The sequence below is a fragment of the Variovorax sp. M-6 genome (assembly GCF_052114385.1).
Taxonomy (GTDB): domain Bacteria; phylum Pseudomonadota; class Gammaproteobacteria; order Burkholderiales; family Burkholderiaceae_C; genus Variovorax.
Window position 1 is genome coordinate 1 of the sequence record NZ_JBFREQ010000032.1, and the last position, 20,197, is coordinate 20,197.

Sequence of the window (20,197 nt, forward strand, 5' to 3'; positions counted from 1 at the left end):
CCGGCCCCTCGGCGCCGCGCGCGCAGCAGCCCGCCGCCGCCGATGCGCCACCGGCGCCGCGCCGTGCGCCTGCATCGGATGCCGTTCCTGCGCCGAGGCGAGCCGCGGTGGCGCCGGTGGCCGCCGTTCCCGCTGCGCCGCGTGCCGCCGCACCGCCGCCGGTCGCTGCTGCCGCGCCCAGGCGCGAGGTCGCCACAGGTGGTCCCCGGTTGCAGGTGGAGGCCCTGGAGCCTGCGCCCGCGCTGGCCGGCAGCCTCAAGGCCACGCCCGAACTGAACCTGCCGGATGCCCCCGATCCGGTGCGTCGCGCGGCCGCGGCCGCGCTCTGGAGCGCGCTCGATCCCGCCGCCGAGGAAGCGCAGCGCGAAGCCAAGCGCACGAAGGACATGGATGCCACGCTGGCCGCTCTGCGCGAGCAGGCCGCACAGAACCAGCGAACCCTGCTCGAGGTGCGCAGCGAACTCGCCCAGGCGCGCGAGAGCCGCTACGCCAATCCGCTGGTCTATGCCCTGGCCGCTCTGCTGCTGCTGGCGCTGATCGGCATGTTCATGCTGTGGCGCCTGGCGCGCCGGGCCACGGCGCCGGCCTGGTGGGGCGAGGCTGCGGCGGGAGCCGATGTCGCGCGGCGACCGCACCCGCACGGCGGGCTGCTCGACGACGACCTGGACCTGGATTCGGACCCGCCGCCGGCCCGGCGCGGCGCCCGCCCCAGGACTTTCGGCCCGACACCTTTCGCGCCGCTGGACGACGACGACCTCGACAGCGGCCCGCACCCGCCGCAGCCCCATCCGGCGCAACTGGCGGAGGGTGTGCCGGTGCGGCCGGTCAATACCGAAGAGCTGTTCGATGTCCAGCAGCAGTCGGATTTCTTTCTCTCGCTGGGCCAGCACGACCAGGCCATCGCCGTGCTGCGCGAGCACATCGCCGCCAACCCCGGTACCAGCGCGCTCGCCTATCTCGATCTGCTGCGGATCTTCCATTCGCTCGATCGCAGGGAGGACTACGCACGGTTGGCCGATGAATTCGAGCGAGCCTTCAATGCCGATGTCCCGTCGTTCGAGCATTTCACCGAAGCCGGCAGGGGGCTCGAACACTACCGCGGCACGCTGGCGCGCATCGAGGCCCTGTGGCCCGCGCCGGGTACGCTGGCCCTGATCGAGGAACTTGTGTTCCGCAAACCCGGCAGCCACGACGACGGCGCCTTCGATCTGGCGGCCTATCAGGAATTGCTGCTGCTCTACTCGGTCGCCAAGGAGGTGATCGACCCCGACAGCGCCTCGCCCGCCGCATTCGAGCCCAATGCCTTCGCCGACACCATCCTGCGCGACGGGGCGCCGACCGTGACGGCACCGATCGAAGCCGAGGCCCCGCCGGCGGCCGTGGCAGCGGTGCCGCCGCCCTCGATCTATGGCTCGATCGACCACGTCATGCATGACGACACCGTGCTGGATCCGGGCACGCAGGCGCTGGTGCCGATGGCGGCCCCCGTCACGGCTGCCCCGCCGTACCTCCGACCCGATCTCGAGATGGACCTTGGCGTCTTCGACAAGACCGCCTATGAGACCCTGCCGGCGCCGATCGAGCCGCCGAAGCCACCGGCGCCCTCCAGCGATCCTCACGTGATCGATTTCGACCTGTTCGATCCCAGCACCGAGGCGGAGATCGCTCCGCGGCCGATCATCAAGCGCTGAAAGCGGGTGCGCGGCGCTGCGCACGGTCCACCGCCGCGCTCAGGGCGATGGCGAGCAGCACGGTGGCCAGGCCGACCCAGTTCATCCAGGCGACGGCGTCGTGGGACAAGAGCCAGCCGCCGGCTGCCGCGCCGATCGCTTGGCCGACGTAGATTCCGGAGCTGTTCAGCGCCACCGAGCCTGGCGCGAGCGCCGGCGACAGCGAGACCAGTCGCGCCTGCTGGGCCGAATTGGCGGCGAAGCAACCCAGGCCCCAAGGCATCAGAACCAGCGCCAGCGTCGCGAAGGTGATCGCCAGCGGCCACAGCAGCAGGCTCAACGCGATCAGCGCCGTCGTCACCAGAACCATGCGCGGCGCACCGATCCGGTCGATGTAGCGACTCACGACCATGTTGCCCACCAGGCCGCAGACGCCGAACCAGGCCCACATGAGACCCATCTGGGTCGCATCGGCGCCCAGGCTCTGCCGGACGATCGGCGCGAAGTAGCTGAAAAGCACGAACTGGCCCGCCCCCTGCAGCGCGGTCACCGAGACCACGCCCATCAGCAGCGGGCTCCTGAAGACGCGCCCCCAGGCTTCGCGCGACAGGGCGGCAGGGCGGATGCCCGAGGGCAGCTTGAGCCAGACCCAGGCCGCGCTGGCGATCGAAAGCGCCGCGATCAGGCCGAACGCGGCTCGCCAGCCGAAATGGCCACCCACCAGCGCGCCGATCGGAAGGCCCAACACCGACGCCATCGACCAGCCGAGAAAGACGAAAGTGACGGCTCGGCCGCGCTGTTCGGGCGGGACCAGCAAGCCGGCGCAGGCAGCCGCCTGCGCGGTGAACACCGCCGGCGCGACCACGGTCAGCATGCGCACCAGCAGCAGCCCGCCGAAGCTCGGCATCAGCGTCGCCAGCAGGTGGCCGGCGGCATACCACAGCATGGTGCAGGCCAGCAGCAGGCGGCGGTCCCAGCCCGCCACCACCGCCGCCAGCAACGGGGCGCCCAGGCACATCACGATCGCGCCCGCGGTGATCAACTGGCCGGCCGTGGCCGCGCTGACCTGCAGGGAGTGGCTAAGTTCGTTGAGCGTGCCGGGCACCACCATCACGCCGGTGCCGATCACGAAATTGCCTGCCAGCAAGGCCCACAGGGCAGCCGGCAGCGCAGGCCGCTTCAACGGCGGACCTGCAGCGCGCCGGGGTTGACGATGTTGGTGGGGTTGCCCTTGATGAAGCTGACGACGTTGTCGAAAGCCTGACCGAAGTACATCTCGTAGCTGTCCTGTTCGACGTAGCCGATGTGCGGCGTGCAGATGCAGTTCTCGAGGCGCAGCAGCGCGTGGCCCTGCAGCGGCGGCTCGCTCTCGAAGACGTCGATCGCCGCCAGCCCGGGCCGGCCGCGGTTCAGTGCCGCCAGCAACGCATCCTGCTCGACCAGTTCGGCGCGCGAGGTGTTGACGAACAGGGCGGTCGGCTTCATGCGCGAGAGGTCCTCGAGCGTGACCAGGCCCCGCGTCTCGTCGGTCAGCCGCAGATGCACCGACAGCACGTCGGCCGCGGCAAAGAAGGTCTCGCGGTCGGGCGCCACCTGGAAGCCGTCGGAGCGTGCCTTGGCGCAACTCTGTTCGCGGCCCCAGATCACGACCTGCATGCCGAACGCCTGACCGTAGCGTGCCACCAACTGGCCGATGCGGCCATAGCCCCAGATGCACAGCGTCTTGCCCTTGAGCACCGAGCCGAGGCCGAAATTCGGCGGCATCGAGGCCGATTTGAGGCCTGCCTGCTGCCAGGCGCCATGCTTCAGGTTGCTGATGTACTGCGGCAGCCGACGCATCGCGGCCATGATCAGGGCCCAGGTCAGTTCGGCCGGCGCCAGCGGCGAGCCCGAGCCCTCGGCCACCGCGATGCCCTGCTCGGTGCAGGCGTTGACGTCGACATGGCTGCCGACACGGCCGGTCTGCGAGATCAGCTTGAGCTTGGGCAGCTTCTCGATCAGTTGCCTGGAGATCTGGGTGCGCTCGCGGATCAACACGATCACGTCGGCGTCCTTCAGGCGCACCGAGAGCTGGCCAATGCCCTTGACCGTGTTGGTGTAGACCTTGGCCGCATAGGCGTCGAGCTTGGAGGCGCAGTTCAGCTTGCGCACCGCATCCTGATAGTCGTCGAGGATCACAATGTTCATGGCGTGCCATTGTGCCTCGCACGACCGGGATGCTGTGTCGGCGTATCTCGCTTTGTCTGCTGCGTCGGCCCGGATCGCGGGCGTCTGCTCGACACAGGCCCCGGCGCCCGCCTTGCGAGCAGGCTCAGTGCATGTGGGCTGGCCGAGGCATGGCCTCGGCGGCCTCCAGCGCAACCAGGCGGTCGAGCTCCGCGCACACATCCGCCATGCGGCCCGAGATCACCACGCGACCGGCAGCCCGGCCCGGCTGTTGCGCGTCGACCGTCCGGACGACGCGCAGAGGGCGAACCGGCGCACCCGCAGCCGCCGGAGCACCCTGGCGAAGGGCGCAGCTGGGACGCACGCCGACGTAGCGCAGGCCCGATGACAGGGTGCGGCCCGAACCGCGCCGTGGCATCCAGCGATTGGCCAGCGATTGCAGCGGCGTCAGAAGACCAGCGATGCTGAGGAGAGCGATTCCCATGTGAACTCCAGAATAGTCAGAGGTTGAACACAGGCAGGATTGCTTTCATCGGCTTCGACAGGGTGATGGCTCCATGCCATACGCCCGCCACCTGTCGCGGCCGGATCGGGTGCGCATGCGTGATCGCAGGCGCGGAACTTGCCGGCTTACATGAGCATCGTGTTGCGGATCAGGCCGACCGCCAGCCCCTCGATTTCGAAGGGTTCGCCGGGCTGGACGACGATGGTGGGGTAGTCGGGGTTTTCGGCGTGCAGCTCGATGACCTGCTTGTTTCGCTTGAGGCGCTTGACCGTGACTTCGTCGCCCAGCCGCGCCACCACGATCTGGCCGTTACGGGCTTCCTTGGTGGCCTGAACCGCGAGCAGGTCGCCGTCCATGATGCCGGCGTCGCGCATGGACATGCCACGCACCTTGAGCAGGTAGTCGGGTTGGCGCTGGAAGAGGGTGTTCTCGACGTAGTAGGTCTGGTCGACGTGTTCCTGGGCGAGGATCGGCGATCCGGCGGCGACGCGGCCGATCAGCGGCAATGCCAGCTGTGCCATGCCGGGCAGGGACAGCGAGAACTGGTTGTTGCGGGATTCGTTGAGGGAGCGCAACGCGTCGCCCTTGAGTCGGATGCCGCGCGAGGTGCCGCTCACGAGCTCGATGACACCCTTGCGCGCCAGCGCCTGGAGATGCTCTTCGGCCGCATTGGCCGACTTGAACCCCAGTTCGGCGGCGATCTCGGCCCGCGTGGGGGGCGCGCCGGTGCGTGCGATGGCGCTCTGGATCAGATCCAGAATCTGCTGCTGGCGGGCTGTAAGCTTGACTGCGAACTGCATGATGACTCCTGACGGGGTACTGGCTAAACGTCCAGTACCTGTATTTTTAACCAGTTTTCAAAAGTTGGCAAGCCATGGACCCCATCTCCGTGAACCGTGAGCGCCGCGTGATCGTCCTCGGGACCGGCGGGACCATCGCCGGCCGTGCCAGCGCTGCGAGCGACAACATCGGCTACACCGCCGGCGAGGTCGGCGTCGCCGATCTGCTGCAAGGCATCGGTGCGCCGCCCGGGATCGGCCTCGAGGCCGAGCAGGTGTCGCAGGTCGACAGCAAGGACATGGGCTTCGCCATCTGGCGGACGCTGGCGCAGCGCTGCGCCCACTGGCTTGCGGAGCCCGATGTGGCCGGCATCGTCATCACGCACGGGACCGACACGCTGGAGGAGACCGCGTTCTTCCTCCAGTCGGTGCTGGCACCTTCGAAGCCGGTGGTCCTGACCTGCGCGATGCGGCCGGCGAGCGCACTGGCCCCCGACGGGCCGCAGAACGTGCGCGACGCCATCGTCGTCGCCGCCACGCCGCAGGCGTGCGGCGTCGTCGCCGTCTGCGCGGGGACCGTACACGGCGCCCTCGAGGTCCGGAAGGTCCACACCTACAGGCTCGATGCCTTCGACTCCGGCGATGCCGGCCCGCTGGCCTATGTCGAGGAAGGCGCGGTGCGCCAATTGCGGTGCTGGCCTGCGGCCGACCCGGCCGCCCGAACCGTCTTCGATCGCATCGCGGACGCGGCGACCTGGCCCCGCGTCGAGATCCTCGCGAGCCATGCCGAAGCGCGCGGCACCCTCGTCGATGCGCTGCTCGAGGAGCGTCGGCGCGGCGCCGTCGAGCCGGTGCAGGGGATCGTGCTGGCCGCAACCGGCAACGGCACGCTGCACCACGCGCTGGAAGCCGCGGCGCTGCGGGCGCAGGCCGAGGGTGTCGCGGTGGTGCGCGCGACGCGCTGCGCCGAAGGGCGGATCCTGCCGAGGCCCGGCCAGAGCCTGCGCGATGCCGGGACGCTGAGCCCGGTCAAGGCGCGCATCGCGCTGATGCTCGAGCTGCTGGTGGCCGGCCCCGCCGCCTGACCCCATGCTCGACGCGCTGCGCACGATCCCGTGGGCCTATCCGGCGCTGGAGGTCGTGCACATCGTCGGCATCGCGTTGCTGCTGGGCAATCTGGTGGCGCTCGAGGTGAGGGTGTTCGGCCGTGCGGCCGCCTTGCCGATCTTGGGGCTGGCCCGGCTGTCGCTGACCATCGCGCTGACAGGCTTCGCGCTCGCGGCAGCCAGCGGATCGCTGATGTTCGCCACCCAGCCGGCCGAGCTGCTCGCCAACCGCGTGTTCCTGGTGAAGATGGGCCTGCTGCTCGTGGCCGGCTGCAACGCGCTGTGGTTCCACGGTCGCCGGTCGCTGGCCAAACTTGACCTGCTGGCGCGGATACAGATGTTGTCGTCCACTGCGATCTGGCTGGCCGTCGTGTTCTGCGGCCGCTGGATCGCCTACTGAACGAAGGAGCCTTCCGCATGAAACGTCGCAGCCTGATGTTCGCCGTTGCAACGCTGCCTGCAGCGATGCGGTTGGCCTGGGCCCACCATGGATGGAGCAGTTTCGACCAGGACCGGCCGCTCTACCTCGAAGGCAAGGTGGTGCGCGCGCGCTGGCAGAACCCGCACGCCGAGCTGGTGATCGAAATACCGCCCGACCTCAAGACGCCCGCCGACCTGTCGAAACGCGAATTGCCGGCGCAGACCGCTCCGGTCGACGGCCCCGGCCTGCTTGCGAAGGCCACGGTACCGAGCCGCAAGGACCGCCAGTGGGAACTCGAGCTGGCGCCGCTGACGCGGATGGAGGCCTGGAAGGTGCGCGAGATCCAGCCGGGGACTACCGTCTCTGCCGTCGGTTTCGGCACCAAGGACGAAAAGGGCGATGCCGTGATGCGGGTCGAGTACCTGTTCGTCGACGGCAAGGCCTACGGGCTGCGCTCCAGCCCGGCCTGATCAGCTGCTCAAGGCAGCGAGCGCGCGCTGGGTGATGTCGTCGACGCTGCCGACACCGCTGATCGCGCGGTACTTGGGCGCCGCGGCCGGGTCCGCCTTGGCCCAGTCCGAGTAGTAGTCGACCAGCGGGCGCGTCTGCTGGCTGTAGACCTCGAGCCGCTTGCGCACGGTCTCTTCCTTGTCGTCCTCGCGCTGGATCAGGTCTTCACCCGTGAGGTCGTCCTTGCCCGCGGTCTTCGGCGGATTGAACTTCAGGTGATACGTGCGTCCCGACGCCGGGTGCGAGCGGCGTCCGCTCATGCGTTCGATGATGTCGGAGAAGGGCACGTCGATCTCGAGCACGTAGTCGAGCTTGACGCCGGCCGCGCGCATCGCTTCGGCCTGCGGAATGGTGCGCGGGAAGCCGTCGAAGAGAAAGCCCTGCGCGCAGTCCGGCAGCGCGATGCGCTCCTTGACCAGGTTGATGATCAGGTCGTCGCTCACCAGCGCGCCCGATGCCATGACGGCCTGGGCCTGCAGCCCGAGCGGCGTGCCGGCCTTGACGGCGGCGCGCAGCATGTCGCCGGTCGAGATCTGGGGGATGCCGTACTTCTGGCAAATGAAGGCCGCCTGGGTGCCTTTCCCTGCCCCGGGGGCGCCCAACAAAATCAGTCTCATGGTGTCCTCGAAGGTTCTTTGATTTCTGTCGCGCCAAGGCGGCCACAAAGGGCGGCGCAAGGCGGAGTTGCTTCGAGGATAGCATGGGGTCCGGGGCCGTCCTGGCCCCTCGGCGCGTGTTCCTAGGCGCCGAACAGGGCGCGGACTCGCGCCAGATCCTCGGGCGTGTCGATGCCCGGGCCGGGCGCGTGCGCGCTGACATGCACGGCGATCCGGTGGCCATGCCACAGGGCGCGCAGCTGTTCCAGCGCTTCGGTCGCCTCGATCGGCGCCGGCGGCAGGCTCGGGAAGCCGCGCACGAATCCCGCGCGGTAGCCATAGATGCCGATGTGGCGCAACGGAGCCGGTGCGCTGGGCAGCGACGTCGGACCGGCGCCGGCGAAACCGTCGCGCCACCACGGGATCGGCGCGCGGCTGAAATAGAGGGCATTGCCCGCGGAATCGAGCACGGTCTTGACCACGTTCGGATTGACGAACTCCTCGAGCGAGTCGATGGCGTGCGCCGCGGTGCTCATCGCGGCGCCGGGATGCGCCGCCAGCGTCTCGGCCACGGCGTCGATGAGGGCCGGTTCGATCAGGGGCTCGTCGCCTTGCACGTTGACGATGATGGCGTCGTCGGCCAGGCCAAGCTGCGCGCAGACCTCGGCCAGGCGATCGGTGCCGCTCGCGTGATCGGTGCGCGTGAGCAGCGCCCGCACGCCATGCGCGCTGCAGGCGTCGACGATGCGGGCGTCGTCGGCTGCGACCACCACGCTGTCGGCGCCCGAACTCGCGGCCCGCTGGGCGACGCGCACCACCATCGGCAGACCGGCGATGTCGGCCAGCGGCTTGTCGGGCAGCCGCGTCGATGCCAGCCGCGCGGGGATCAGGACAGTGAACGTGGTGCTCAAGCGCAAGCTCCGTGCTGCGCACTGCGGTGCGAGCCTGCTTGGAAACGGGCCGGCATTGCGCTCAAAGTCCCAACTCTTCGTCTGACAGCGTGCGCGCCTCGGTTTCGAGCAGCACCGGAATGCCGTCGCGCACGGGGTAGGCGAGGCGGGCGCTTCGCGAGGCGAGCTCTTGCTTCTCGGCGTTCCAGGTCAACGGCCCCTTGGTCACGGGGCAGACGAGCAGTTCAAGCAGCTTGGTGTCCATCGCCCGATGATAGCTTTGCGTCGAGCGCCGCGAAGAAGCCGGGCTCGGGTTCGAAGACCAGCGGCACGGCCAGCGCGGCGGGTGCCTTGCGCCACAGTTTCACGGCGTCCTTCTCGGTGCACAGCAGAACCTGGCCGGTGTCGCCGGGCGGGTTCCAATGGCGGAAGTCGTCATGGTCGGGCAGAGAAATGCAAGACACCGGCGCCAGGCCGCGCGCGCGCAGCATCCGGAAGAAGGCTTCGGGCTTGGCGATCGCCGCCACGGCGATCAGGCTGCGTCCGGCCAGGGAAGCCAGCGGCACCCGCGTGCCATCGCGCCGCAGCGCGTGATCCGCGAGCGTGCGCCGGGCCGCGAAGCCCGCAAAGGCCGGCCGTTCGCCGGTATGGAGGACGAGGTCGCAGCGGCGCGGCCAGGGCTCCCGCAGCGGGCCGGCCGGCAGCAGCCAGCCGTTGCCGACGCCGCGGTCGTCGAAGACGCAGATCTCGATGTCCCGCGCCAGCCCGAGGTGCTGCAGGCCGTCGTCGCTCACGATCACCTGGGTCGCCGGATGGCGCTCGAGCAGGGCGCGGGCAGCCTCGATGCGGCGCCGGGCGACGAAGACCGGCGCCCCGGTCGATCGGCGGATCAACGCGGGCTCGTCGCCGACCTCCGCCGGATCGCTGTCGTCCAGCACCTCGCGGCAGTCCCGTGTGGTCCGGCCGTAGCCGCGCGACACGACGCCGGCCCGGACGCCGCGCGCCTCCAGGTGCCGGACGATCGCCATCACCACCGGCGTCTTGCCGGAGCCGCCGGCGATCACGTTGCCGACGACGATGACCGGCACGGCGGCGCGCTCGGTGCGCCGCAGGCCCAGACGGTAAAGGGTTCTCCTGAGGGCGGCCAGCGCGCCGTACAGCAGCGACAGCGGCCACAACAAGCGGGCCAGCGCGCCGCGTTGCAGCCAGGCGTCCTGCAACTAGCGCCCCGCCTGTGCGGCCGACTGGGTGGCGAAGGTGATCTGCATCAACCCGGCCCGGCGCGCAGCCTCCATCACGGTGATGACCGCTTGGTGGGCGGCGCTGGCATCGGCGCTGATGATCACGACATTGTCCCTGGCGCCGCCGGCGGCGGTGGCCAGCGCCGCCGTCACGGTCTCGACGCTGCGGTCCGGCAGCACGGTCTTGTTGATCGAATAGCGCCCATCCGCGGACACCGCGACGATCACTTCCTTCGGATAGTCGCGCTGGGCTTCGACGTCGGCCACCGGCAGGCGCAGCTGCATCTCGGTGAACTTGCTGTAGGTGGTCGAGAGCATCAGGAAGATCAGCACGACCAGCAGCACGTCGATGAACGGGATCAGATTGATCTCGGGCTCGTCGCGCGAGCCGTGGCGGAAATGCATCCTCATCGGCGCAGCGTGTCCAGATGGCGGGCGAAACGCTCGCCGGCCAGTTCGAGGTTCAGCAGGTATTCGTCGACCCGGCTGCGGAAGTAGCGCCAGAAGATCAGCGCCGGAATGGCGATGATGAGGCCGAAGGCGGTGTTGTAGAGGGCGATCGAGATCCCGTGCGCCAATTGCGCCGGATTGCCGGAGCCCACGGCACCGTTGGCCGGGGACTGCGAGCCGAAGATCTCGATCATCCCGATCACGGTGCCGAGCAGCCCGAGCAGCGGCGCCGCCGAGGCGATGGTCGCAAGCGCGGGCAGGTAGCGCTCGAGGCGGTGCGCGACCACGCGGCCGGCCGACTCCATCGAGACCCGCAGATCGTCTTCGCTCGCCAGCGGATTCGCGTTCAGGGCGCGAAAGCCGGCGGCCAGCACTTCGCCGAGCCCGGAGTTCTGTTCCAGCTTGGTCACCAGATCGGGACCGGGGATCGAGGAGCGTGAAACGGTGATCGCTTCGTCGAGCAGCTTGGGCGGCAGTACCCTGGACGTCTTGAGACTGGCGAAACGTTCGATGACCAGCGCCATCCCGATCACCGAACAGGCGAGCAGCGGCCAGATCGGCCAACCCGCAGCAACTATGATGGAAAACAAGAATTCCTCCGGCCCATGGACTGCAAATGCGCGGCGATTATCCACCGAGGCGGCGCACCTTCACGAGGAGTTCGTGATGCAGGCGCGGACGCACAGAATATGTGGATAACTTTGTGATTAACACGCAGAGCAACCTGTCCAAAGCCGCACGGGCCGGGCCTTCCCACAGATCGGTTGAATTTTGAGCAGCACTTTTTTCTTTGAAATCAATGACTTGCACGGCAACCCGTGCCTGTTGTGTGGATGCCGCGCCACCTCGGCCCCGATCGGGCTGCCTTGTGGACGACTCAGGCCTGTGACACCGGGAAATGCATGAACGAACGTGAGCAACCGCCCTCGTCCGGCGCGAGAGTCTGGGCCGTCGGCGCCTTGTGCCGGGCGGTCGCCGATGCGCTGGATGCGCGCTTCAACCCGGTCAGCGTGCGCGGCGAGATCTCGGGCTTTTCGCGCGCGGCCAGCGGCCACTGCTACTTCTCGCTGAAGGACGAGGCCGGCCAGCTGCGCTGCGCGATGTTCCGCCGTGCGGCCAGCCTGCTGGACTTCTCGCCGCGCGACGGCGACCAGGTCGAGGTGCGGGGGCGGCTCGCCGTGTACGAGCCGCGCGGCGACCTGCAGCTGGTGGTCGAAAGCCTGCGCCGCGCCGGGCAGGGCGCGTTGTTCGAGCAGTTCATGCAGCGCAAGGCCCGGCTCGAGGCCGAGGGGCTGTTCGACCCGGCACGCAAGCGGGCGCTGCCGGCCTTGCCGCGTGCGATCGGGCTCGTGACCTCGCTCGGCGCGGCGGCGCTCCACGACGTCGTCACCGCATTGCGGCGCCGGGTGCCTCACATCCCCGTCGTGCTGGCGCCGGCGGCGGTGCAGGGGAACGGCGCGCCGGCGGAGCTCGTGCGATCGCTGCAGTCCCTCTACGCGTTGGAACCGAAGGTCGACGTCATCCTGCTGGTGCGCGGCGGAGGCTCGATCGAGGACCTGTGGGCCTTCAACGACGAGGCGTTGGCGCGCACGATCGTCCAGAGTCCGGTGCCGGTCGTGTGCGGCGTCGGCCATGAGACCGACTTCACGATCGCCGACTTCTGCGCCGACGTCCGTGCCCCGACCCCGACCGCCGCCGCCGAACTGGTCTCCGCGCCGCGCGAGCTGTGGCTTGGCGCGCTCGATCTGATCGAAGAGCGGCTGCGGGAAGCCATTTCGACGCGCGTCGACGTCCTGAGTCAGCGCCTGGACCTGGCGACCGGTCGGCTTGGACGCCCGTCGACGCTGGTGGCACGCCAGCGCCTGGGCCTTGCGCACCAGGCCCAGCGCCTGCACTACGCCGTGCTCGCCAGGACGGGCCGTTTCGCGCAGGCACAGCAGGCCTTGCAGGCGAGGGCGCCGCTCGGGCTGCGCACCACCGTCGCCCGTCACCGTGAGCGGCTGGAGCGCGCGGCGCTGCGCCTTCAATTGCTCGATCCCGCGCTGGTGCTGCAGCGCGGCTACGCCTGGCTCACGGATGCCGAAGGCCATGCGGTGACGCGCGCCGGCAGTCTGGCGCCCGGCGACGAGGTCAAGGCCCGGCTCGCCGACGGCACGGTGGACCTGAAAGTGATGCAATAGCGGCTGCAACAGGGACATCGCGAGGACCTCCGACGCCTGGCCTGCGAATCCTTCCTAGAATCTCCGATTCCTTTAACCAACCCGCGAGAAAAAAACCATGGAACACGTTCTTCCTCCCCTGCCGTACGCACTGGACGCGCTGGCGCCCGAGTATTCGAAGGAAACGATGGAGTACCACTACGGCAAGCACCACAACGCTTACGTCGTGAACCTGAACAACCTGCAGAAGGGCACCGAGTTCGAGAGCATGACGCTCGAGGAAATCGTCAAGAAGTCCAGCGGCGGCATCTACAACAATGCGGCCCAGATCTGGAACCACACCTTCTTCTGGAACTGCATGAAGCCCGCGGGCGGTGGTGAGCCCACGGGTGCGCTGGCCAAGGCGATCGACGCCAAGTGGGGCAGCTACGCAGCGTTCAAGGAAGCCTTCGTGAAGTCGGCCGTGGGCAACTTCGGCTCGGGCTGGACCTGGCTGGTGAAGAAGGCCGACGGTTCGGTCGACATCGTCAACACCGGCGCCGCCGGCACCCCGCTCACGACCGCCGACAAGGCACTGCTGACCGTGGACGTCTGGGAGCACGCCTACTACATCGACTACCGCAACCTGCGCCCCAAGTTCGTCGAGACCTTCCTCGCGAAGCTGGTGAACTGGGACTTCGTGGCCAAGAACTTCGGCTGATCCGGTTCCCGGTTCCCCGACAGCGAAAAGCCGACCCGAGGGTCGGCTTTTTCATGGGCCGGGCGATTCCTCAGCGCGGGTGAGCGAACAGCTCGCCGCCGAGCTTGCTGCCTGCCTTGATGTTCTTCTTCGCGAACCAGCCCTGGTTCATCTCGAGCACGTAGCGCACCGGCTCCTTGGAGCAGTGCGACTCCTCGGTCATCGGCTGCATGTCCACCAGGTTCACGATGCGGCCGTCGTCGGCGACGAAAGCGGCGGTCAGCGGCAGCAGCGTGTTCTTCATCCAGAAACACTGCGTGGCCGGCTGCTCGAACACGAAGATCATGCCTTCGGCCTGCGGCATCTCCTTGCGGAACATGAGCCCGATCTCGCGCTGCCGCGGCGTCTGGGCGACCTGGGCGTCGATCTGGTACATCCCGGCGGCGATCCGGACCCTTTGCAACTGGCTTTGCGCTTCCTGGGCGTGCGCAGACGCGGCGAATGAAACTGAGAGCGCGAGAAGACTGAAAAAACGCAGGAACATGGTCGACTTTCGGGACGGCAACGCAAACAAGAATGCCCGCGGAGGCGGGCAGATTCATTGAAAGCAAAGCTTACCTCGTATTGGGCGGGATTTCCCCAATGGGGCTGGGCAGACTATTCGCCCGCACGAAAAAAAGCGCTCCGAAGAGCGCTTTTTTTAAATTCGCACTATTCCGATTACTGCGGCGTGCCGCCTTGCGGGTTCATCTGGCGAACGCTGCCGTCCTTGTTGCGGCGACGATCGCTGCGGGTGCTGGCACGCTTTTGCGCGGCTGCGGTCGACTTGTTCTGAGTCAGGCCGCCGCTGCCTTCTGCGGTGTTCGGGGTGTCGCCGCCTTGGGGGCGCACTTGACCTTGCGGCTTGTCGGCGCGGCGCTCTTGGGCGCGCTGCTGGGGCTTGGTATTGGTCGGGGGGGCGGCTTCTTGCGAGGTGCCTTGGGCGAATGCACCAGCTGCGAACAGGCCGGCCATCATGACTGCGAGAACTTTGCTCATTACGGATTCCTCAATGGAAATGGATTGGAAACGCCTCCCGGCCAGCAGAAGGTCTGTCAACAACGAAACCAGCACGGCCATGGTTGACAGATTCTTCGGGCTCCTCCGGTTGCGTCTAAAATTCTAAGGCTATTCAGGCGGCTGGAAACTTCGTGTCTTCCAGTCTTCATCTCATCCGGAGTCCTCGTCCTTATGTCCAGCTATCAGCACATCAAAGTCCCGGCCGCCGGCCAGAAGATCACGGTCAACGCCGACAACTCGCTCAATGTGCCGGACCAGCCGATCATCCCGTTCATCGAAGGCGACGGCACCGGACTGGACATCACGCCCGTGATGCTCAAGGTGGTCGATGCGGCCGTGGCCAAGGCCTACGGCGGCAAGAAGAAGATCCAATGGATGGAGGTCTACGCAGGCGAGAAATCGACCAAGGTCTATGGCCCGGATGTCTGGCTGCCGGAGGAAACGCTGCACGCGGTGCGCGACTACGTGGTGTCGATCAAGGGCCCATTGACCACCCCCGTGGGCGGCGGCATCCGTTCGCTCAACGTCGCGCTGCGCCAGGAACTCGACCTCTACGTCTGCCTGCGCCCGATCCAGTATTTCGACGGCGTGCCCAGCCCGGTCAAGGAGCCGCACAAGACCAACATGGTGATCTTCCGCGAGAACTCGGAAGACATCTACGCCGGCATCGAATTCGAGGCCGAGAGCGACAAGGCCAAGAAGCTCATCAAGATCCTGCAGGACGAATTCGGCGTCAAGAAGATCCGCTTCCCGAACACCTCCGGCATCGGCATCAAGCCGGTGTCGCGCGAAGGCACCGAGCGCCTGGTGCGCAAGGCGATCCAGTACGCGATCGACAACGACAAGCCCAGCGTCACGATCGTGCACAAGGGCAACATCATGAAGTTCACCGAAGGCGGTTTCCGCGACTGGGCCTATGGCCTGGCGGCCAAGGAATTCGGCGCCGAACTGATCGACGGCGGCCCCTGGATGAGGTTCAAGAGCCCGAAATCGGGCAAAGAAATTACCGTCAAGGATTCGATTGCTGATGCATTCCTGCAACAGATTCTGCTGCGCCCGGCCGAATACAGCGTGATCGCGACCCTCAACCTGAACGGCGACTACGTCTCGGACGCGCTGGCGGCCCAGGTCGGCGGCATCGGCATCGCCCCCGGCGCCAACCTCAGCGACACGGTCGCGATGTTCGAGGCCACCCACGGCACGGCGCCCAAGTACGCCGGCAAGGACTACGTCAACCCGGGTTCCGAGATCCTCTCGGCCGAAATGATGCTGCGCCACATGGGCTGGACCGAAGCGGCCGACCTGATCATCAGCTCGATGGAAAAGTCGATCGCCAGCAAGAAGGTCACCTACGACTTCGCGCGGCTGATGGAGGGCGCCACCCAGGTGAGCTGCTCGGGTTTCGGCCAGGTCATGATCGACAACATGTAAGAAGGGTCGCTGGCGCGTCCGTCGCGGACGCCCCGTCCAAGCCCCGGGCCGACAGGCGCCGGGGCTTTTTCTTGGGCTGGAAAAGCCCTGGGCCAGCGGTTGTTTTGCCGCCGGGGCATGCTGCTTGCATGAGGCCGAGGCGCGGATCCGACCGCATTCGACTTGAATGTCACAAACCCGCCACCAGTTGTGCCACAACGGCGAGTGCAACCCGCGGCGGCTCTATAAAATGAATTTCATGGCTACCAGAATCCCTTCGACCCCCAAGACGCCGCCGGCCGTGAAGCCGAGGCGGGACGATGGCGATGCGGTCGTGCTCGAGCGGCGACCGCAGAAGACCGCGCCGCCCCAGATGTTCCAGGTCGTCATGCTCAATGACGACTACACGCCGATGGAGTTCGTGATCGTCGTGATCCAGGAGTTCTTCAACAAGGACCGGGAAACTGCGACCCAGATCATGCTCAAGATCCACCTCGATGGCCGGGGTGTCTGCGGGGTGTATTCCCGCGACATGGCGGCCACCAAGGTCAATCAGGTGATGGAAGCGGCCCACCAGGCCGGGCATCCGCTGCAATGCGTCAGCGAACCGGTCGAATGAACCTGTTGATTTAGGCGCGCTCCAACCCATCTGAGAAATTATTTACAGCAAGGCAAAAGGAAATCACATGATTGCCCAGGAACTGGAAGTCAGCCTGCACATGGCTTTTGTAGAAGCCAGGCAGCAGCGCCACGAGTTCATCACGGTGGAGCACCTGCTGCTCGCTTTGCTGGACAACCCGAGCGCCGCAGAGGTTCTGCGCGCCTGCTCGGCCAACGTCGACGACCTGCGGGCGTCGCTCACCAACTTCATCAAGGACAACACGCCCCAGGTGGCGGGTACCGACGATGTCGACACCCAGCCCACGCTGGGTTTCCAGCGCGTGATCCAGCGCGCCATCATGCACGTGCAGTCCACCGGCAACGGCAAGAAGGAAGTCACCGGCGCCAACGTGCTGGTGGCGATCTTCGGCGAGAAGGATTCGCATGCGGTCTACTACCTGCACCAGCAGGGCGTGACGCGCCTTGACGTGGTGAATTTCATCGCCCACGGCATCAAGAAGAGCGATCCGCCGGAAGCCGCCAAGGGCAGCAGCGACGCCTCCTCGGGTGAAGGCGAGGACGGCGGCGGCGAGAAGAACGAGAAGTCGTCGCCGCTCGAGCAGTTCACGCAGAACCTGAACCAGCTCGCCAAGGAAGGCAAGATCGACCCGCTGATCGGCCGCGAGTACGAGGTCGAGCGCGTGATCCAGATCCTGTGCCGCCGGCGCAAGAACAACCCGCTGCTGGTGGGCGAAGCCGGCGTCGGCAAGACCGCGATCGCCGAGGGCCTGGCCTGGCGCATCACGCAGAACGACGTGCCGGAGATCCTGGCCGAATCGAACGTGTACTCGCTCGACATGGGCGCGCTGCTGGCCGGCACCAAGTACCGCGGCGACTTCGAACAGCGCCTCAAGGGTGTGCTGAAGTCGCTCAAGGACAAGCCGAACGCGATCCTGTTCATCGACGAGATCCACACGCTGATCGGCGCCGGCGCGGCTTCGGGCGGCACGCTCGACGCCTCGAACCTGCTCAAGCCGGCGCTCTCGAGCGGCCAGCTCAAGTGCATCGGTGCGACCACCTTCACCGAATACCGCGGCATCTTCGAGAAGGATGCGGCCCTGTCGCGTCGCTTCCAGAAGGTCGACGTGGTCGAGCCGACCGTGCAGGAGACGGTCGACATCCTCAAGGGCCTGAAGTCGCGCTTCGAGGAACACCATGGCGTGAAGTACGGCGTCGCCGCGCTGCAGGCCGCGGCCGAGCTCAGCGCCAAGTACATCAACGACCGCCATCTGCCCGACAAGGCGATCGACGTGATCGATGAGGCCGGCGCCGCGCAGCGCATCCTGCCCGCGAACAAGCGCAAGAAGACCATCACCAAGGCCGAGGTCGAGGAAATCGTCGCCAAGATCGCGCGCATTCCTCCGGCCAACGTGTCCAACGATGACCGCGGCAAGCTGCAGACCATCGAGCGCGACCTGAAGAGCGTGGTGTTCGGCCAGGACAAGGCGCTCGAGGTGCTGGCTTCGGCGGTCAAGATGGCGCGTTCGGGCCTGGGCCGGGAAGACAAGCCGATCGGCTCCTTCCTGTTCAGCGGTCCGACCGGTGTCGGCAAGACCGAAGCGGCCAAGCAATTGGCCTACATCATGGGCATCGAGCTGATCCGCTTCGACATGTCGGAGTACATGGAGCGCCATGCGGTGAGCCGGCTGATCGGCGCGCCTCCGGGCTACGTCGGTTTCGACCAGGGCGGTCTCCTGACCGAGGCGATCACGAAGAAGCCGCACGCGGTGCTGCTGCTCGACGAAATCGAGAAGGCGCACCCGGACATCTTCAACGTGCTGCTGCAGGTCATGGACCACGGCACCCTGACGGACAACAACGGACGCAAGGCCGACTTCCGCAACGTGATCATCGTGATGACGACCAATGCGGGCGCCGAGACCATGAACAAGGCGACCATCGGCTTCACCAACCCGCGCCAGGCGGGCGACGAGATGGCCGACATCAAGCGCCTGTTCACGCCGGAGTTCCGCAACCGCCTGGACGCGACCGTGAGCTTCAAGGCGCTCGACGAGCAGATCATCCTGCGCGTGGTGGACAAGTTCCTGCTGCAGCTCGAGACCCAGCTGGCCGAGAAGAAGGTCGACGTCACCTTCACCGACACCTTGCGCAAGCACCTGGCGAAGAAGGGCTTCGATCCGTTGATGGGCGCAAGGCCGATGCAGCGCCTGATCCAGGACACGATCCGTCGTGCGCTGGCCGACGAGCTGCTGTTCGGACGTCTCCAGGAGGGCGGTCGCCTGACCGTCGACCTCGACGACAAGGAAGAAGTGCAGCTCGACATCCAGCCGCTGCCCAAGAAGGAAGGCCGGGCCAAGCCCGAAGCCGAAGAGGCGGCGACCGGTTGAGCACCTTCCGCCGTCTTGGCGGAATTGTCCGATCAGAAGGCCGGTAGCATTGCTACCGGCCTTTTTCGTTTCACTCATCACCTTTCGCCTTGATCCTCCCCGAGCTCAGCCAGGAATGGAAGACCGGCCTCTCCCTTGCGTGGAGCGGCTACATCGCAGTGCTTTCCGTCTGGATCGTGATGCAGAAGCGCGCGCCGGTGTCGACCATGAGCTGGATCCTGTCGCTCGCGCTGCTGCCGTTCGCGGGCTTCCTCATCTACTACTTCCTCGGTCCGCAGCGGCTCAGGAAGCAGCGCCTGAAGCGGCTGCGCAGCCGGGCCGGTGCGCTCGCTCCCGCCGACGTGGCGATGCTGCGCGACGCCAGAAAGGAGGCGCCGCCCGCCCTGCGGCAGATGGCTGCGCTCGGGATGGCGGCGTGCGGGCTGCCGGTGTCGAGCGCGACCTCGGCCGAGCTGCTCTCGGGCGGCGCGCGCACCTTCGATTCCATCTTCGAGGCGATCCGCCAGGCACGCGACCACGTTCACCTCGAGTACTACATCTTCGAGCCCGACCGGATCGGCACCGCGCTGCGCGACCTGCTGATCGAGCGCGCGCAGCAGGGCGTGACGGTGCGGCTGCTGCTCGACGCGCTCGGCTCCAAGCGCATCGGCCGCGAGTTCATGGCGCCGATGCGCTCGGCCGGCATCCATGTCGCGCTGTTCCACGAGACCCGCATCGGCCGGCGCCTGCGCCCGGTGACCAACTACCGCACCCACCGCAAGATCGTCGTCTGCGATGGCCGCGTGGGCTTCACGGGTGGCGTCAACATCACCGACGAGGAAGATTCGCGCACCCGCGCCGACGCCTACCACGACGTGCATCTGCGCATCGAGGGCAGCGCGGTGCGCTGGCTGCAGACCACCTTCCTCGAGGACTGGACCTACGCGACCGGCGAGGACCCGCGCCTGATGAACTCGGACCTGGCCCATCTGCTGCCGCGCCTGCCGCTGCATGAGGCCGCGGGCGAGATCCCGGTGCAGATCGTCACCAGCGGGCCTGACAGCGCGCTCGAGGCCATCCATCGGGTGCACCTCGCGGCGATCCAGTCGTCGTCGCACCGCGCCTGGCTCACGACGCCGTATTTCGTGCCGGGCGAGCCGGCCCTGATGGCGCTGACCAGCGCGGCCCTGCGCGGCGTCGACGTGCGCCTGCTGGTGCCGCGCCGCAGCGATTCGCTGATCGTGAGCGCGGCGGCGCGCTCCTACTACGACGAGCTGATCGCGGCCGGCGTCAAGGTCTGGGAATACAAGGCGCGGATGCTGCACTCGAAGACGCTGGTGGTCGACGACAACTGCGCGATGATCGGCACCGCGAATTTCGACAATCGCAGCTTCCGGCTCAATTTCGAGGTCTGCGCCGTGATCTATGGAACGACGCTCGCGAAGCCCTTGGTCGCGCAGTTCGAAACCGACCTGCGCAGTGCCTCGCCGGTGCGGGCCAACCGGCGCCAGCCATTCATGCGCCGTCTCGGCGACGCCTCGGCGCGCCTCTTTTCACCTTTGCTCTGAC

22 protein-coding genes are annotated in these 20,197 nt (G+C 67.3%); 10 read left to right on the forward strand and 12 right to left on the reverse strand.

Going from position 1 to position 20,197, the window contains the following annotated elements; genetic code table 11:
* Nucleotides 1-1,691 (forward strand): type IV pilus assembly protein FimV (locus AB4Z46_RS27790; RefSeq protein WP_442286787.1); only part of this gene is annotated, 1,691 nt, incomplete at its 5' end.
* Here the strand turns inward: AB4Z46_RS27790 and AB4Z46_RS27795 are convergent.
* The 4 genes from AB4Z46_RS27795 to lexA all read right to left on the reverse strand — a co-directional run bounded on the left by AB4Z46_RS27795 (nucleotide 1,681) and on the right by lexA (nucleotide 5,141).
* Complete coding sequence (locus AB4Z46_RS27795) at nucleotides 1,681-2,853, reverse strand: MFS transporter (protein ID WP_442286788.1); 1,173 nt, start codon at nucleotides 2,851-2,853, stop codon at nucleotides 1,681-1,683. The two genes, AB4Z46_RS27790 and AB4Z46_RS27795, sit on opposite strands and share 11 nt — an antisense overlap.
* Nucleotides 2,850-3,857 (reverse strand): D-2-hydroxyacid dehydrogenase family protein, encoded by a 1,008-nt coding sequence (locus AB4Z46_RS27800; RefSeq protein ID WP_442286789.1) that lies wholly within the window; start codon nucleotides 3,855-3,857, stop codon nucleotides 2,850-2,852. The genes AB4Z46_RS27795 and AB4Z46_RS27800 overlap by 4 nt, the downstream gene beginning before the upstream one ends.
* A gap of 124 nt (nucleotides 3,858-3,981) precedes the next feature.
* Nucleotides 3,982-4,320, reverse strand: coding sequence for a hypothetical protein (locus AB4Z46_RS27805; protein WP_442286790.1), 339 nt, complete (start codon nucleotides 4,318-4,320; stop codon nucleotides 3,982-3,984).
* Between the two features lie 146 nt (nucleotides 4,321-4,466).
* On the reverse strand, nucleotides 4,467-5,141 hold the full coding sequence (gene lexA, locus AB4Z46_RS27810) for a transcriptional repressor LexA (protein WP_093107767.1): 675 nt from the start codon (nucleotides 5,139-5,141) through the stop codon (nucleotides 4,467-4,469).
* 74 nt (nucleotides 5,142-5,215) lie between these two features.
* Here lexA and AB4Z46_RS27815 point away from each other — a divergent pair, with 74 nt between their 5' ends.
* The 3 genes from AB4Z46_RS27815 to AB4Z46_RS27825 are packed head-to-tail and all read left to right on the forward strand — an operon-like array spanning nucleotide 5,216 to nucleotide 7,117.
* Complete coding sequence (locus AB4Z46_RS27815; RefSeq protein WP_442286791.1) at nucleotides 5,216-6,205, forward strand: asparaginase; 990 nt, start codon at nucleotides 5,216-5,218, stop codon at nucleotides 6,203-6,205.
* 4 nt (nucleotides 6,206-6,209) lie between these two features.
* The gene (locus tag AB4Z46_RS27820; RefSeq protein ID WP_442286792.1) at nucleotides 6,210-6,626 is read left to right on the forward strand and encodes a hypothetical protein; all 417 of its coding nucleotides are present in this window, start codon (nucleotides 6,210-6,212) and stop codon (nucleotides 6,624-6,626) included.
* Nucleotides 6,627-6,643: 17 nt separating this feature from the next.
* Complete coding sequence (locus tag AB4Z46_RS27825) at nucleotides 6,644-7,117, forward strand: DUF6152 family protein (RefSeq protein ID WP_442286793.1); 474 nt, start codon at nucleotides 6,644-6,646, stop codon at nucleotides 7,115-7,117.
* Here the strand turns inward: AB4Z46_RS27825 and adk are convergent, their stop codons facing one another.
* From adk to AB4Z46_RS27855, 6 genes are all read right to left on the reverse strand, one after another.
* A complete protein-coding gene (gene adk, locus AB4Z46_RS27830) occupies nucleotides 7,118-7,774 on the reverse strand; it encodes an adenylate kinase (RefSeq protein WP_442286794.1) in 657 nt (218 codons plus the stop codon).
* Nucleotides 7,775-7,896: 122 nt separating this feature from the next.
* Complete coding sequence (kdsB, locus tag AB4Z46_RS27835; protein ID WP_442286795.1) at nucleotides 7,897-8,664, reverse strand: 3-deoxy-manno-octulosonate cytidylyltransferase; 768 nt, start codon at nucleotides 8,662-8,664, stop codon at nucleotides 7,897-7,899.
* A 61-nt stretch (nucleotides 8,665-8,725) separates the two neighbouring features.
* Nucleotides 8,726-8,908 (reverse strand): Trm112 family protein, encoded by a 183-nt coding sequence (locus AB4Z46_RS27840; RefSeq protein WP_093107755.1) that lies wholly within the window; start codon nucleotides 8,906-8,908, stop codon nucleotides 8,726-8,728.
* Complete coding sequence (lpxK, locus tag AB4Z46_RS27845) at nucleotides 8,889-9,863, reverse strand: tetraacyldisaccharide 4'-kinase (protein WP_442286796.1); 975 nt, start codon at nucleotides 9,861-9,863, stop codon at nucleotides 8,889-8,891. Before lpxK ends, AB4Z46_RS27840 begins: the two co-directional genes overlap by 20 nt.
* Nucleotides 9,864-10,289, reverse strand: a complete 426-nt coding sequence (locus AB4Z46_RS27850; RefSeq protein WP_442286859.1) for an ExbD/TolR family protein — start codon at nucleotides 10,287-10,289, stop codon at nucleotides 9,864-9,866.
* Nucleotides 10,290-10,291: 2 nt separating this feature from the next.
* Nucleotides 10,292-10,924 carry a MotA/TolQ/ExbB proton channel family protein gene (locus AB4Z46_RS27855; RefSeq protein WP_442286797.1) on the reverse strand — a complete coding sequence of 211 codons (633 nt, stop codon included), beginning with the start codon at nucleotides 10,922-10,924 and terminating at the stop codon, nucleotides 10,292-10,294.
* 312 nt (nucleotides 10,925-11,236) lie between these two features.
* On the opposite strand from AB4Z46_RS27855, the gene xseA reads away from it, so the two are divergent.
* A complete protein-coding gene (xseA, locus tag AB4Z46_RS27860; RefSeq protein ID WP_442286798.1) occupies nucleotides 11,237-12,514 on the forward strand; it encodes an exodeoxyribonuclease VII large subunit in 1,278 nt (425 codons plus the stop codon).
* A 97-nt stretch (nucleotides 12,515-12,611) separates the two neighbouring features.
* Entirely contained in the window at nucleotides 12,612-13,193 is a 582-nt protein-coding gene (locus AB4Z46_RS27865; RefSeq protein WP_442286799.1) for a superoxide dismutase, read from the forward strand.
* Between the two features lie 70 nt (nucleotides 13,194-13,263).
* On the opposite strand, the gene AB4Z46_RS27870 is transcribed toward AB4Z46_RS27865, so the two are convergent.
* The gene (locus AB4Z46_RS27870; protein WP_442286800.1) at nucleotides 13,264-13,716 is read right to left on the reverse strand and encodes a DUF192 domain-containing protein; all 453 of its coding nucleotides are present in this window, start codon (nucleotides 13,714-13,716) and stop codon (nucleotides 13,264-13,266) included.
* Nucleotides 13,717-13,892: 176 nt separating this feature from the next.
* Nucleotides 13,893-14,291, reverse strand: a complete 399-nt coding sequence (locus tag AB4Z46_RS27875) for a cell envelope biogenesis protein TolA (RefSeq protein ID WP_442286801.1) — start codon at nucleotides 14,289-14,291, stop codon at nucleotides 13,893-13,895.
* 111 nt (nucleotides 14,292-14,402) lie between these two features.
* Here AB4Z46_RS27875 and icd point away from each other — a divergent pair, with 111 nt between their 5' ends.
* From icd to cls, 4 genes are all read left to right on the forward strand, one after another.
* A complete protein-coding gene (gene icd, locus AB4Z46_RS27880; protein ID WP_442286802.1) occupies nucleotides 14,403-15,662 on the forward strand; it encodes an NADP-dependent isocitrate dehydrogenase in 1,260 nt (419 codons plus the stop codon).
* 238 nt (nucleotides 15,663-15,900) lie between these two features.
* Nucleotides 15,901-16,260, forward strand: coding sequence for an ATP-dependent Clp protease adapter ClpS (gene clpS / locus AB4Z46_RS27885; protein WP_158724591.1), 360 nt, complete (start codon nucleotides 15,901-15,903; stop codon nucleotides 16,258-16,260).
* Between the two features lie 67 nt (nucleotides 16,261-16,327).
* The gene (clpA, locus tag AB4Z46_RS27890; RefSeq protein ID WP_442286803.1) at nucleotides 16,328-18,649 is read left to right on the forward strand and encodes an ATP-dependent Clp protease ATP-binding subunit ClpA; all 2,322 of its coding nucleotides are present in this window, start codon (nucleotides 16,328-16,330) and stop codon (nucleotides 18,647-18,649) included.
* Between the two features lie 89 nt (nucleotides 18,650-18,738).
* A complete protein-coding gene (gene cls / locus AB4Z46_RS27895; RefSeq protein ID WP_442286804.1) occupies nucleotides 18,739-20,196 on the forward strand; it encodes a cardiolipin synthase in 1,458 nt (485 codons plus the stop codon).
* The last annotated feature ends 1 nt before the right edge of the window (nucleotide 20,197 follow it).